The sequence below is a fragment of the Algoriphagus faecimaris genome (assembly GCF_900101705.1).
Classification (GTDB): Bacteria; Bacteroidota; Bacteroidia; order Cytophagales; family Cyclobacteriaceae; genus Algoriphagus; species Algoriphagus faecimaris.
Map to the genome: position 1 here is coordinate 40,616 of NZ_FNAC01000008.1, position 15,321 is coordinate 55,936.

11 protein-coding genes are annotated in these 15,321 nt (G+C 42.5%); 9 read left to right on the forward strand and 2 right to left on the reverse strand.

The annotated features are described in order from the left end of the window. Nucleotides 1–38: 38 nt before the first annotated feature. The 3 genes from BLQ57_RS05790 (at nt 39) to BLQ57_RS05800 (ending at nt 4,804) form a co-directional block, all read left to right on the forward strand. On the forward strand, nt 39–2,072 hold the full coding sequence (locus BLQ57_RS05790) for an alpha/beta hydrolase family protein (RefSeq protein ID WP_087938387.1): 2,034 nt from the start codon (nt 39–41) through the stop codon (nt 2,070–2,072). A gap of 192 nt (nt 2,073–2,264) precedes the next feature. Then, nucleotides 2,265–4,163: a tetratricopeptide repeat-containing sensor histidine kinase gene (locus BLQ57_RS05795; protein WP_169712718.1), complete on the forward strand. Its 1,899-nt coding sequence runs from the start codon at nt 2,265–2,267 to the stop codon at nt 4,161–4,163. Then, nucleotides 4,160–4,804, forward strand: coding sequence for a response regulator transcription factor (locus tag BLQ57_RS05800; protein ID WP_087938389.1), 645 nt, complete (start codon nt 4,160–4,162; stop codon nt 4,802–4,804). The genes BLQ57_RS05795 and BLQ57_RS05800 overlap by 4 nt, the downstream gene beginning before the upstream one ends. Here BLQ57_RS05800 and BLQ57_RS05805 read toward each other — a convergent pair. Together BLQ57_RS05805 and BLQ57_RS05810 are read right to left on the reverse strand one after the other, a co-directional pair. Further along, nucleotides 4,801–5,802, reverse strand: a complete 1,002-nt coding sequence (locus BLQ57_RS05805) for a hypothetical protein (protein WP_087938390.1) — start codon at nt 5,800–5,802, stop codon at nt 4,801–4,803. The genes BLQ57_RS05800 and BLQ57_RS05805 overlap by 4 nt on opposite strands. Nucleotides 5,803–5,875: 73 nt before the next feature. Further along, complete coding sequence (locus BLQ57_RS05810) at nt 5,876–6,820, reverse strand: hypothetical protein (protein ID WP_087938391.1); 945 nt, start codon at nt 6,818–6,820, stop codon at nt 5,876–5,878. 322 nt (nt 6,821–7,142) lie between these two features. On the opposite strand from BLQ57_RS05810, the gene BLQ57_RS05815 reads away from it, so the two are divergent. The 6 genes from BLQ57_RS05815 (at nt 7,143) to BLQ57_RS05840 (ending at nt 15,257) form a co-directional block, all read left to right on the forward strand. After that, nucleotides 7,143–7,463, forward strand: a complete 321-nt coding sequence (locus tag BLQ57_RS05815) for an alpha/beta hydrolase family protein (RefSeq protein WP_087938392.1) — start codon at nt 7,143–7,145, stop codon at nt 7,461–7,463. A 698-nt stretch (nt 7,464–8,161) separates the two neighbouring features. Next, entirely contained in the window at nt 8,162–9,949 is a 1,788-nt protein-coding gene (locus tag BLQ57_RS05820) for a thiamine pyrophosphate-binding protein (protein WP_087938393.1), read from the forward strand. Nucleotides 9,950–9,978: 29 nt separating this feature from the next. Beyond that, nucleotides 9,979–11,637 (forward strand): flavin monoamine oxidase family protein, encoded by a 1,659-nt coding sequence (locus BLQ57_RS05825; protein WP_087938394.1) that lies wholly within the window; start codon nt 9,979–9,981, stop codon nt 11,635–11,637. A gap of 23 nt (nt 11,638–11,660) precedes the next feature. Next, on the forward strand, nt 11,661–12,800 hold the full coding sequence (locus BLQ57_RS05830) for an FIST signal transduction protein (protein WP_087938395.1): 1,140 nt from the start codon (nt 11,661–11,663) through the stop codon (nt 12,798–12,800). Nucleotides 12,801–12,874: 74 nt separating this feature from the next. Continuing rightward, nucleotides 12,875–14,518: a sensor histidine kinase gene (locus tag BLQ57_RS05835; RefSeq protein WP_087938396.1), complete on the forward strand. Its 1,644-nt coding sequence runs from the start codon at nt 12,875–12,877 to the stop codon at nt 14,516–14,518. A 304-nt stretch (nt 14,519–14,822) separates the two neighbouring features. Beyond that, nucleotides 14,823–15,257 (forward strand): hypothetical protein, encoded by a 435-nt coding sequence (locus BLQ57_RS05840; RefSeq protein ID WP_139162673.1) that lies wholly within the window; start codon nt 14,823–14,825, stop codon nt 15,255–15,257. The last annotated feature ends 64 nt before the right edge of the window (nt 15,258–15,321 follow it).

The following is a 15,321-nucleotide window of genomic DNA, read 5'->3' on the forward strand; positions in this document are numbered from 1 at the left end:
GAAAAATGCTAACGATAAATAAATCAAATTCGAATCCTATGAAGCACCTATTCCTGAGTTTCGCAATCTTCCTTTTACTAGGATGGGCAGAAAGCATAGCCCAGCAAAAAACAAACCTTGAATTGACTGATCTCTTTGACCTAGAATACGTCAGTGATCCGCAGATCTCGCCGGATGGAAGCAAGATCGTCTATGTCCGCAATTTCAAGGATATTATGACTGACAGAGACTATTCCAATTTATGGATTGTCAATGCAGACGGAACACAAAATCGGCCCCTGACGCAAGGAAACCAACGAGATTTTGGGCCTGTTTGGTCCCCCGATGGGGGCAAAATCGCCTACCGATCCAATGCCCAAGATGAACGGATAAAACTTTTTGTATTCTACCTAGACACCAAAGAGTCTGTGGCCCTGACTAACTCAGCCAATCCACCGGGAGCGGTGAGTTGGTCTGCGGATGGACAGCAATTGGCCTTTACGCAATTTGTCCCTGCTCCTAAAAAATCCATGCTCAGCATCCCCTCCAAACCACAAGGAGCAGAATGGAACGAAGCGCCGATTTTTATCGATGAGTTGAACTACCGTGGGGATGGTGCCGGCTACCTGCCTAGCGGCAATTTGCAGATTTTTACCATAGGCCTTTCTGGTGGTACCGCGAGACAGCGAACTTTTGATGATCAGAATTACGGATCTCCTATCTGGTCTGCTGATGGTCAAAGCCTCTTTTTCTCTGCCAATCTTCATGAAAATTCAGAACTGGAGCCAGCAAACTCCGAAATCTACCAGCTTAATTTAGCGAGTGGAAAGATCACCGCTTTGACTTCCCGTTTTGGTCCAGACTCCAGCCCCAGCCTTTCTCCCGATGGGAAAATGATTGCCTACACTGGATTTGACGACAGCTTCCAAGGCTATCAAGTCACACATCTCTACGTGATGAATACCGATGGATCAGGCATCAAAAACCTAACAGCCGACCTAGATCGAGATGCCGGTAATCCCCAATGGGAAGCGAGTGGCAAAGGAATTTATTTTCAATATGATGAGTTTGGGGACACCAAAATCGGTCACGTTGCCCTAACTGGAAAAATCCGAACCGTCGCAGAAGGGTTGGGTGGCCTCGACCTGGGTCGACCTTACAATGCTGGAGCTTTTACGGTTTCAAAAAACGATCGCTTCGCTTTTACCCAAGGCGGTCCTGAGCATCCGGCAGATTTGGCAGTGTGGATAGGAGGAGAAACCAAGCGCCTGACTGCGGTCAACGATGATCTTTTTTCCTACCGAAAAATCGGTCAAACCGAAGAAATCTGGTGGGAATCCAGCTTTGATGGGAAACGTATCCAAGGTTGGATTGTAACGCCACCTGATTTTGATCCCAATAAAAAGTACCCTTTCATTTTGGAAATCCATGGAGGACCTTTTGCCATGTACGGGCCTTCCTTCGCCTATGAAATCCAGTCTTATGCCGCTGCGGGCTACGTGGTGCTCTATACCAATCCAAGAGGAAGTACCGGATATGGTCAGGAATTTGGAAATGCCATTCATCACGATTACCCCAATCACGACTATGAGGACCTGATCTCTGGAGTCGATGCCGTCATCGAAAAAGGCTACATCGATACAAGCAACTTATTTGTCACTGGTGGTTCTGGTGGAGGTGTATTGACTGCCTGGATCATCGGAAAAACCGACCGTTTCAAAGCGGCTGTAGTAGCCAAGCCGGTAATTAATTGGACGAGTTTTGTCCTGCATGCCGATGGTGCAGCCTTTTTTGGTAAATATTGGTTTGGAGCCATGCCTTGGGAAGATATCGAAAACTACTGGAGAAGATCCCCTCTTTCATTGGTAGGCAATGTCACCACACCAACCATGCTCCTTACCGGAGAAAAAGATTTCCGAACTCCGATTTCAGAATCTGAGCAATATTACACCGCTTTAAAACTACAAGGAGTAGAATCTGCCATGGTTCGTATCCCGAATGCTTCGCATGGATTGGTGAACCGACCCAGTATGCTGATGAGTAAAAGTGCAGCGATTTTGAGTTGGTTTAATCATTATTTAGACAAAAAATAAGCAGCCTTTATGATCAAAAAAACTTATTTACTCAAAAATAAAACCCTGGAATGGCGGGAGAAAGAACCAATTTAAAACCTTCTAGCGTCAATTTAAAATCATAAAAAGGAAAATAAGCTCCGATTAAATTTCATGTAAAATAGGATTTTATTATGTTAGGGGATGAGGTTTGTCCTGATCCTTCTATACTGTTTGATTTTTTTTGAAGTCAAATCTCAAGTATACCTATATCCCGACTCACTCCGTCAAAAACTTAAAACATTAGAAGAAAAAGAGCAAGTTTTAGATTTGCTTAGGCTGGCATTCTATTATGCCCCAGAAAATACTGACTCCGCACTGAAATACGTCAACAAAGCAGAGCGCATTTCCATCAAACACTTGGATACCTTGGGTGAAGTCATCACCTATCGTATCAAGGGGGTGGTGTTCTATGAGTCCAATCGCCCCGACTCTACCATTTGGTACTATCGAAAAGGACGTGCTCTCGCTGAAGTAGCGGGTCAAGATCTTCAAATTGCCCATTTCGAAAACAATATCGGCATGTATTATTGGAACAAGGGGATTTTGACAGAGGCTCTAGGTCACTTTTATGAAGCCAAAAAAGTCTATGATCTCGAAGAGAACCTCTATGATAAAGCCATGGTGTCCAATAACATTGGGCTAATCTATCAATCCCTGGGTGATTTTGAGAAAGCGCTGACCTATGGTGTAGAGGCCCATGACCTTCGGCGAGCTATTCAGGACAGTATCGATATTATGACATCCCTTGGCAACCTTGCTTTTGTCTACACAGAATTGGAAGAGTATGACAAATCTGACTCTACCTTGTTTGAAAGCCTCAAGATTTCTGATGCCTTGGACTATGATATCGAAAAATCAAAATCCTATTCAGGCCTGGCGGGCAACCTAGAGCGTCAGAAAAAATTTGACGAAGCGGAGTCTCTTTATTTGCAAGCAATTGCCCTGTCCAAGGAATTTGTAAATCAATCCCATTTGATGAACCGCTATGCAGAACTGGCAAACCTCTATCTGAAAACGGGGAGATTCGATGAAGCCGCTCGGGTTTCAGAATTATCACTCAAAATTTCGGATTCCCTCCAAATTCGCTCTGCAAATGCCAGTGCACTGATGACCTTTGCCATGAGCAAAATAGCACTTCAGGACCAAGAGCAGGGTTATGAGGCACTTGCTGATTACAATAGACTCACAGACTCCCTCTTCAATGCGCAAAAAGCCGTCAGTCTTTCTGAAATGGAAGTACTTTACGAGACAGAGAAAAAAGAGCAACTGATCGCCCTGCAAGAGGCAGATCTAGCAAAGCAAAAATATATCAACCGAATGCAGCTTTTTCTGTCAGCTGGAGGATTCGTTTTGATTTTTTTATTTGGTGGTTTGTGGTATAATAGAAGTCGGTACCAAAAGCAATTGGATATTCAAAACATCAGGGCCGCCGAAGAAAAAAACAAACTGAAGGCAGTGATTGAAGCAGAAGAAAAGGAGCGTTCAAGAATTGCACGAGAACTGCACGATGGCCTTGGGCAAAGCCTCACCGCTGCAAAAATCTTCGTAGGGAATTTAGGGAAAAATCCAAAATCAGAAGAAGATGAGAAATTTAAAGAAAAGTCCATGGGCTTATTAAGCAAATCCATTCAGGAAGTTCGCCAAATATCACACAATCTAATGCCCAAAAATTTTGAAGGACAAGGATTGATACCGGCTCTGGAGGAAATGGAAGAACTGATCAATAAAACACATCAAGTTGATTTTCGGCTAAATCTATCACCATTGAACCTTAAGTTGACCAAAGAAAATCAGGTTCACCTCTATAGAATCGTCCAAGAGCTGGTCAATAATAGTCTGAAACATGGTGCTATTTCCCAAATCGAACTCACAGTTAAGGAAGATGAAGGAACACTCCGCATCAATTACCGGGACGATGGCCCGGGACTTTCGGAAGGTATGTTAAAAAACAGTACCGGGATCGGCTGGCAAAACATGACTACCCGTGCGGGATTTTTGGGAGGTTCAATTAAATTATATCCCACAAATCATGGAGCTAATCTTCTCGTCACAGTCCCCAATAACCCATGAATGAAATAAAAGCAATCCTCGTAGACGATCATCCTGTCGTCATGGAGGGAATAGAAATGCTGCTGCATGAAATCCCAGAGATTCAGCTTCTAGGCAAATTCACCAACGGAAAAATAGCACAAGAATCCCTCAATTCTGCTTCCGTAGATTTGGTCATCACTGATATCAATATGCCCGACATGGACGGCCTTCAGCTGACCCATTGGATTAAAGAAAATCAGCCTAAGACCAAGGTCATTATTCTTTCCATGCATGACAACGACCACTATGTACAAGAGATAATCTTGGCCGGTGCAGAAGGCTATGTACTCAAAGAAAATACAAGCGAAGAGCTGATCAATGCAGTAAATCGTGTGCTTGATGATGGGATCTACTATAGCGACCAAATCGTGGCCAAACTGCGGTCAAGTTTCCAAGTCCAAAACAAAAAGCATGAAATCCTCCTATCACTCACCGAACGGGAAGTAGATGTCCTTCAGCTGATAATTCAGGAATTCACCACCCAGGAAATCGCTGAGAAACTTTTCATTAGCAGACATACCGTAGAAAGTCATAAGAAAAATCTCTTCAAAAAAACCGAACAGAGCAGTTTGGTAGGCTTGGTGAAGTTCTCTATTGCCCATCAGCTGATTGACCTTTAATCTTTTGACTTATCCAAGGCAATGAACTTTTCCATTCCTCTGATTAGGTCTGTAGCCATTCGCTCGGTCACCACATCCAGTCCGCTCAGGTACCATTCTTCTATTGAGCCAGACTTACTGAGCTTTGCAATCTCAAAGGGCTCCACATCATCAAAGAACACAGAACTAAAGGACATTCCATCTCGGTACATATTCATCATTCCAGCTCCTATTCGGCCCTTATATTCTTTGGATTGATCATCATCTATGGGACCAACTAGGCCTGCTTGCATGCCATTAAACACCATACTTTTACCATTTTTTACTAATCTCAACTCCACGGAAAGAACTAATACTGCATCCAAGCCCAAATCCTCCACAAGCAAGCCTAAGGAAGCGGGAGACTTGTAATCAGTAGCCAACGTATTAGGCGAGATTGGATAAAACTCATAGCCTGTTGCAGTAGCTGATCCTTGTCCCTTATCGGCATTAGTCAGGAAAGAATTAATAGCTCCAAGGGTCTTGGCCAACCCACTGACCTCTATCCGGGACGGTCCTTCTTCATAGAGTCTCTGTTTTTCAGCGTCTATGAGATACTCTTTAGGCTCTAATAGTGTTATCCCTTTCGCCTGGAATTTGTCCTCGTATATCGGGAGCATGGTTTCCATAAAAGTATCTGCAACTAAATTACTTCCTTCTGGAGTCAGAAAATTTTTTGTATACACAGTAGTTTGTGCCACTTTACTAGATGACGTCTGTGAGTAATCCCAGATCTGCATGGTCAGCACACCAATTTTTTTCGGGTTTGGTAGATTATCTTCAGATACCAACTCTTCATTGAGCAAACCCTGAAGTTGATCGATCCATGTGCTGTTGTTTTTATAACTTTTGACAAGTTTACCCCATTTTTTATCGTTCAACTCGGCCAAGTCCTGAAAAGATTTTTGTGCAGAAACAAGGGTAGAAAAGCAAAAAAACAATAGAATGAAGGAAGCTAAAGATTTGAATAATGATTTCATATTTCGCTGATTTTTATACAATTTTTATTTAAGATTTAGGCTTGAGATTGGCTTGATTCTCAAGCGCCTGATTTTATGGTTTTTTTCGCTCAAAAATATCAAGCAAGGCATATTTAGTCCCTAACGCGGAAACCACATCTATAAAAAAATGGGCGCCTGATTGACTTTGATGGACGGCATTGCTCACTTTGGTAGGCAGGGTGCTCAATGCACCGGGTAATTGATATTCCTGGAAGAAAGAGATATCAGCAGCACTTTTCCCTCCCGCAGAAATAACAGCTATAGGTGTAATAGGCTGTTCATCCGGAGTGTATAGCATCATGATGTAGTCGTGACCAGCCTTGGCTTTCACCTCGTAGTTGCCTATTCCTACTTCTTGAGTTACATAGTTCTGTGCCCGGTTGACTAGCACAAAGCCCTCTTCTGTTAGCATTCGTTTCAGTTGATTCGCTGTGAGCAGAGTTTCATAGATGTATCCAGGCGAAATTCCCATGTTCGCTCCATAGATCATAGTTTCGATTTCACGGGTCAAATCCTGATCACTATTGTAAAAGGCATAGGGACGGATAGTCGTTCCTGATAAATAATCTTCATTATTGGGGTAAATATAAGCGCTACTATGCTCCCCAACGACATTAAACTTAAGCAGGCTCCAGGTATCATCTTGGTTGTGTACGCCGACAAAAACTCCATTCAAAGAGGTGTACAAGATGTTCCAGTTTTTATAATCAGGAAGTTTTGCCAAAGTAACTTCCTCTTTTTTTAATTTATCTCTTTTTTCTAAAGCATTCCACCAATTTGGACTGATTGCATCTTTGCTTTTTTTATTCAGCAGATAGGCTTTTACCACCTCGCTTTTACCGGATTTTACATAATCATGGTATTGATAGATTTCAACACCAGACCGAGTTTTTTCAACAGCATATGTACTTTGGGCAGGGGAAGAAAAAGCGATAAATACTAAGAGCCCGAAGGATAAACAGGGGCCAAAAAGAAATTGAAACTTGAATTTTTCCATCTGTATTGATTTTTGGTAAGCGAAATCTTCAGCCGAGAAATCTCAGTTGCTAGCGAACAATGTTTCCCTAGATTTCAAAATGTCAAATTGATTAATCCAAAAGTGGAGCAATAAAAAGCTAAAATCAATCCCAAAAATTGGGTATATTTTATAACCCTTTTTCTGCAATCAATCTCACCCAAGACCCAGACTATCTAGATGAAACCATCTAAGAATCTCCCGCCTTTCAGGAAACTGTCAGTATGATGAAGGATGAATAAACCAAACTATTGCGGCAGCTTCAGGAATCAGTAACTTTCTTTATTTGCGGTCCATTGGACACATGCTTTGGGCCACAACCACACTTGGCATTTTGGATTATTTTACTGCTCTACTTAACAATCAAAACAATGTCGCCGCCGAAGCTGTGACTACCCTACTGGAAATGCAGGTGAGAAATGAACTCTACAAGTTGCTCATATATGAAGTCACGCCCATTTCGACATCCAAACAATATTACACCGCTTTAAAACTACAAGGAGTAGAATCTGCCATGGTTCGTATCCCGAATGCTTCGCATGGATTGGTGAATCGTCCTAGTATGCTGATGAGTAAAAGTGCAGCGATTTTGAGTTGGTTTAATCATTATAGAGATCGGCAATAAGCAGATCTTTTTTTGCAGGCAAAAGTTACATTAAGTAAATCCAAACATTCCAAATCTATTCAATCCATTTTTTGGGGAAAAAATAAGGGCCATTGGGGAAGTTATACTGGAGCTTCATCCTAAACCAACAGAATAAGAAGACTTCATAAGTTATATTTTGAATTAATAGCTGAGACAAAAAATCAACCTCAAAAAAAATGCACTCTTAGAAAAATAAGCTCCAAACAAGCATTAAACTAAAACAGAAAGCTATACTTATGGATGCCATAATAAAAATTGAACTTTTCTAAGGGGGCCATGCCAGAAAAATATTACTTAAATTTATGAAAATCAATCGTATAAAAGTTTGATTCAAAATAGATTTTTGTATTTTGGTAGTGCATTTTTTTCTGCTTATAAGAAAAAGAGGTGATTCTCATTCCTTTGAAAGGATCAAATCTCATCCATGTTTTTTGAGGCCTGATCCCTGCCAAAGGTTGGGCTTTAGTAAGCATTTCCCGTAGGGGGATTTCTTTTCAACTATTTTATTGATTTGTAATGAATGTTCGATTATTTCTAATATCTAGGTTTTTCACTTTCTCCATATTCCCAAGAAAGGAGCAAAAGATCATAAGAGTTTTAAAAACCTTGACGATCAAGTATTCGGACTTCAATCCATATCCCTTTAAAATTCTTAAATCCTTTTAATTAACTATTTTATGTCTGATCAAAAAACATTCGACCCCAATGCAATGAATGTCGGAAAATACCTTGCTCAACGATTGTCTCAGCTTGGTGTTAACCACTTATTTTCTGTCCCTGGAGATTACACAAGTGACCTTTTGGAAATCATCGACACCTACGAAGATGCCGAAAACAAACCCTTTATTTACCGTATTGGAAACTGCAACGAGCTGAACGCAGGCTACGCCGCCGATGGCTATGCCCGGGCAAAAGGTCTCGGAGCGGTAGCGGTAACTACAGGAGTGGGTTCATTTAGTTTGCTCAATGCCATTGGGGGATCCTTTGTCGAAAATATCCCCGTCGTAGCAATCATCGGCACACTTAGCAATAGTAAACTTCAAGATGAAATCAATGCCGGTGAACTCTACCATCATAATGTCAGCACTGAAGATACCAACCGGACCGTTTATTCACCCGTAACGGTGGCTTTTGAACGGATTTCCAACCCGCTCACTGCGCCAGCTCAGATTGATACCGCAATCATTGCCTGCATCAGCAAAAGTAAGCCGGTGGCTATTGAAATCATGGAGGATTGTTACTACATGCCCTGCGCAGAACCACAGGGTATGCTAAGTCCCATTCCAAATTATGAGTCACTACCCGTGCTTCAGGGAATGGCTGACCAAACTCCATCAAATAAATATGCTGCCCAAATCGTCAAAGCCATAGAAGATGCCGCTAATGCAGTCTATGCGAAAATAGCAAATGGCAAACCCATACTTTGGATCGGGAAAGAAATCTCCACCAAAAGGTTACAGGGCAAATTCGCAGCCTTACAGCAGGCTATTGGAGCTCCTTATGTGACTTCATTTCTGGGCAAAGCGGTGGTTTCAGAAGACAATCCTTGGTTTCTTGGGATGTATGATTCGGTCTTTACCACAGACCATACCAATTCATACCTAAATCAATCCACCGCTATTATCGGCCTTGGCGTATGGAATACAGACTTAAACACTTTTGCTTCCAAAAGCCACGAAACCGGAAACATATCACCTGTTTTTGCTTCCCGAGACATGGTCAAAGATGGAGAGAACCTCTATGTCCAGGTCTCTCTTGAGCAGCTGATTGATGCGGTGATGGCTTTGATACAATCCAAAGGCTGCACTTCGAACTGGACCCAACCCAGTCCTCCTTCTCCTCCTGCCCTACCTAGCCCAAGTACTACCATTACCTATGACAATTTTTTTGCTGTCCTAGATCAGCATGTCAACCAAGATCACTTGATCGTAGCAGATATCGGTCTTTCCTCCTTTGGCGGTTCCTCCTCATTGAAAATCAATCGGCAGGATGGCTTTTTGGCACAAAACCTCTGGGCTTCAATCGGCTGGAGTGTTCCTGCCGGATTGGGGGCTTCCTTCCGCGATGACTTGCGTACGTTCGTCATTGTGGGAGACGGCGCATTCAAACTGACCTGCCAGGCAGTCTCTACCATGGTGCAAGAAGGGAGAAATGCTGTGGTCTTTGTCCTGAACAATAAGGTCTATGGTGTAGAACAAATGTTATTGGACGCGGGGCCCTATAAAGCTGGATCCACCGAGCCTTTCGAAGCAGCCAATGTTCTCCAGGAATGGGACTATGTGAGTCTGATGAAAGGTTTTTCCAACAATGCCCCTTCCGCCAAAAGTGCGGTAGTTAATACGGTGGGAGACCTCCAAAACATCCTTCTGATGATCGAAAGCGATCCTAGCTCCACCTATATGGTCAGCATCAACCTCAAGGAGCGGGATTATCCATCAGCTTGGTCCCTATTCGTCAACAGATAATTTTATTCATCAATCAATCCCTTTTTAAAATGAAATCTAATTCAAATCAATCGATAAATAATTCCGACGTACTGATCGTGGGAGGAGGCATGAGTGGACTTTTTGCAGCGTGGAGACTACTGAAGTCCAAGCCCGGCATTCAGGTGACAGTTGTAGAAAAAATGGGACAAGTCGGCGGTCGGTTAGAAACGACTTTGGTAGACATTATCGGCAAAGATCAAACCTCATACCCTGTACATGATGAAGAGGGAGGAATGCGCTTTGTGCCCAAAGGCACCGGGATGGAGCATCTCTGGAATCTAATAGACGCCCTTAATGCCGAGAACGAAAAAAAACCTGAAGCCAAACTCAATACGGTGGATTTTGTGATGGGAGATGATAATAATCGCTACTATGTCAGAGGAAAATCATTTAACCAAACAGAAGCCAAAGCCAATAATTTTAACATTTGGTCTACGCTCTTTAATCTAGCGCCTTCCGAAATCAATAGAGATCCGTCCAAAATATTGGAATCGGTGATGGACGATATCCAAGACCAAAACGGCATTCAGCGCCCTTCCTCTCCTGCCGAATGGGCAAATTTTAGAAACAATTGTACCTATAAGGATTTCGAAGGAAACCCAATCCCTATCAATCAATGGGGCTTTTGGAGTATCTTACGAAACTATGGATTGACTGAAGAATGCATCGAAATGCTCAGTCATATCATGGGGTTTATGGGGCCATTTCAGGATTTTATCAATGCGGGAGAAGGACTGCAGATTCTGTTTGATTTTCCCGACCCGAAAAACGCTCAATTTCAAACCCTTGAAAAAGGGTTTCAGTCTCTCCCTGATACCCTAGCCAAATCAATTACTGAGGCAGGAGGCAAGATTGTTTTAAATGAAACCATCACCTCCCTCACTAAATCCAATAACGAATTCACCGCAGTAGGAAATGAGATCTACACCGCTGCTCAGGTGATCCTTGCTATTCCAAAAAAGCCGATGAAAGCCTTGGCCAAAACTTCTCCTCTGCTTTCCTCCAATCCGGAATTCATGAAGGCCGTCAATAGTGTGCAAAACATGGAGCTAACCAAGGTAGGGCTTTACTTCAAGGAGCGATGGTGGCATCAAGACCTAAATATCAACCTGACCAACGGTCCAAATTTCACAGACCTACCCTTGGGTTCAATATACAGTTTTTCACAGTATCCGGCAGATCCTGTTAAAGACAAAAACTACTTCGGCCCGGCAGCCCTCACCCAATACACCGACTACATCCGGGGAAACTTCTGGAAAGAAATGCAAAATGTGGGTAAAATGTACCAAACACCAGAGTTCCCTGTAAATCCTCCGGGAACAGCACCATGTTCCAAAGCCTTGGTCAATGAAATCATGCGTCAGATCAAATTATTATTCGGTCTGGACGAGAAGGCCGATGTACCCATGCCGGTACTGACTACTTATAGGGTTTGGGGACAAGACCCTTATGGTTTTGGCTACCATCAGTATAAACTCAATGTCAATGACCTGACAGAAGTCTATCCCAAGATCACTTGCCCAGCAGACAACCTCTACGTATGCAACGAATCCTGGTCTCCTGAGCAGGGCTGGGTAGAAGGAGCCTTGATTATGAGTGATTACGTCATGTGCAAAGGTTTCGGACTTGCTCCATTTGCACCCGATTCATTTGCCACAACAGTATAAAATAAACCCATCTATCAAATATCATGAAAGCAAAAACTATCAAAGGAAATTCTACAACAGAGATCAAAAAAGCTTTTGAAAACGCTCTAGAAGATGGATTTACACCCACCTTAGCAATTGTATTCCTCTCCATCAAGCAAGATCGGATAGCGATCAGTCAAATGCTGGAAGCGAAAGGTATCTCCATTTTTGGCGCCACCACAGCAGGTGAATTTATAGACGGGGAGATCGGAGAGGAATCCGTCGTCATCATGCTTTTAGATATCAAAAAGGAACATTTTAAGTGTATCCATTTTGAGACAGGAGATCAACAGACCCTAGATATCTCTAAGCAAATCGGACAAATCGGTTTAGACACCTTCAAGAATCCAGCATTTATCATTGCCTCCGGTGGAATCAGTACCGATGGTGAAATGATCATCAAGGGAATCGAATCAGCAGTAGGCCCAAAGGTGACCATTTTTGGCGGCATGGCTGGAGATGATTTCACGATGACCGGTACCTATGTTTTCACCAATGGCCATTACGAAATCACCGGGTTGGTAGCCTTGATATTAGATGAGGACAAAGTTCAAATCGCAGGATTGGCTACCAGTGGATGGCAGCCTGTGGGAACAGTAAGAACGGTGACCAAAAGTGAAGGGAATACAGTCTATACCATCGATGACGAGCCCGCGCTAGACGTGGTCATCAAATACATGGGCATCAATAAAAATATAGATGAATGGAAAGAAGTGATCGTCAATGTAGGGTCAGAGTTCCCCATGCAGATTCAGCGGGAAGGTTCCGAACCTGTGATCCGGGCACCCTTATTTGCGAATAAAACCGATCGTTCGCTGGTCTGTGCAGGCAGCGTCCCTCAAGGCTCCAAAATCCGATTCTCCTTAGCCCCGGATTTTAACGTCATCGATAAGGTCATCGAGGAATGCGAATCGGTCAAAGAAAATGAGCTGCCTAATGCGGATGCCTTAATCATGTTTTCCTGCAAGGCGCGACACCTCTCTCTTGGTCCCATGGTCAGTGATGAAATCGATAGCGTGAAAAATGTCTGGGGAGCACCCATGGCAGGTTTCTTTAGCTATGGAGAAATGGGGAAATCCACAAAAGGCAAACATGAATTTCACAACAATACCTGCTCACTAGTCGCTATTTCGGAAAAATAACCTACGACAGGAAAGAAAAGGGGGCATCAGGCTTCGCGAAAAGGTGATTCACTCTTTTTCTCCAATATGATTTTATGAATACAAATATTCAAGCGATCCTGGATTTGATTTCCAATCCAGATAAGTTTACAGAAGAAGAATTAGCCCAAATCTCACGTATGGCAAAAGCCATCGAAAGAGATATAAGTATCGTAGAGTTTAAACTGGACCGTTCGGAAAAGATGCGGCGTACCACCTCTATTCTCTTAGAGGAAACAATCGAGGAATTGGATAAAAAAAGGCAAGCGGTAGAAAAGCTTGCCTTGATCTCTTCTAGACAGGCATCATTGGAGCGAATAAGGGCAGAAATCGCCTCCATGCGAAAAGCTGAGGACTTGGAAGAAATCTCCCCTCTGATCTGGGAAGAGTTGAATAATATGCAGGTCCCTTTTATCCGATGTGGGGTATTTATCTTAGACGAGGAAAAGCAGGTGGTCCATATTTTTCTCAATACACCCACCCAAGAGTCCATCGCTGTATTGCATATCCCATTGGAAGGAACAGCACTGACCAAAGCCGTGCATCAAGCCTGGAAAAATCAGGAGGTATATACAGAAAACTGGAAGGAGGAGGATTTTAACCTTTGGGTACAAACTTTGGCGAAAAAAGGATTGATCAATTCGACAGAAACCTATCAAGCAGGCGATGCTCCTGTCAATTTGGAACTCCATTTCATTCCCTTCAAACAAGGCATGCTTTACATTGGAAATACTGAAAAGCTATCTCCTGAAAACTTGGAGCTGTCTCGCTCTCTTGCTGATAATTTCTCGGTAGCCTATGATAGATACGAGGACTTCACCAAACTGGAAGTAGCTAAGAAAAATGTAGAAATCGCTCTCAAGAATCTGAGAACCACCCAAGATCAACTAGTACAGCAAGAAAAACTGGCGAGTTTGGGTCAGTTGACTGCCGGAATCGCTCATGAAATTAAAAACCCGCTCAACTTTGTAAACAACTTCTCAGAGTTGAGCATGGAGCTCGTCAGTGAAATCAAGGAGGAACTATCCACTGCCAAATTATCAAGAGCAGGCACTCAGGATTCCGAACTAATTGACGACATCGTGGATATGCTGGAAAGCATCGATTCCAACCTAAAAAAAATCCACAGGCATGGCACCCGAGCAAATGAAATCGTCTCTTCCATGCTACAACACTCCAGAGGTGGCTCAGGAGAAATGCTTCCGACGGATTTGAATGAATTACTCTCCGAATTCACCAAGCTGGCTTTTCATGGTATGCGAGCAGGAAAGGAACCCATTGAACTCGACCTTCAATTGGACTTGGACCCAAACCTCCCTATGGTCAAACTTATCAAGGAGGATTTTTCTAGAGTAATCATCAACCTCTGCAATAATTCCTTTGATGCCATGCGAGGAAAGATTCGCACCAAAAGCAAAAAATCAGGAGCTTACCAGCCTCAGCTTATCATTCGTACCAAAGCCACTAAAAAACACATTCGGATCGAGATCGCAGACAATGGTCCCGGTATTCCCGATGAAATCAAAGATAAAATCCTACAGCCTTTCTTCACTACCAAAAAAGGAACAGAGGGAACAGGCTTGGGACTTAGTATTACCCATGATATCGTCAAAGCGCATGGAGGAGAAATTTTAATAGACACCTCTCTAGGAAAGGGTACTGTTTTTACCATTCAATTAGAAAAAGATCAGGTTAGTTAAAATGAAGCGTTACTTCAAGTCCAAAAAGGCATTAAATACAAATTTAATAATGTGAAAGAGAATTTTATGTATATTTATGACAGTCAGAAAGATATATTTGATATCAGTTTTTAAAATCGATTTCAATATGTCAATCAGTAAATAATAAGCCCAGGTTTAGAATTTTTAATCACCATGACATAAGAAAAAGTAAGTCAACAGCTTCAATAGCTACGAAAATGAACAATAGCCATTTTACCAATACCTGAAACTTTCAAACCATATAATTAAAATAAATTAAACGTAACCACTAAAAAACAAACAAATGATTTATCTCAAAAAAATAATGGTTTTCGTCTTTTTGGGCCCCTTGCTCTTCTTTTCGAATCAAAACCCGAACTATCTCTTAAGTGAAGAGGAAGTAGAACCACAACGACGACAAGCTGTAGAATACCAGCTAGTAGTAAAAGTCATCGATGGTGAATGGAGGGTGGTTTTCCCTGATGACGAAACCAAAAGTGACGTCACCCTCCGAAGAGGAGATCGGATTCGATGGGTAGTCGAGGGTTCTGATGCCTCTTTCGCCTTTCCTGATATTAAGATATTTGGACTTGAGACAAGAGATGTCAAGGATGGGAATCCATTGGTGATGGCGATCTCGGCCAACAGTCCTAGAGGAACCTTCCCTTACACAGTATTTATCCATGAAGCGATGACCTACGCCCGTGGCCAATCTCCGCCTAGAATTATCATTAGATAATACCTTTCGAGAGACTGTCTGATGAATGATTCATCAAAATCCTCAACAAATAAAACACTTATAC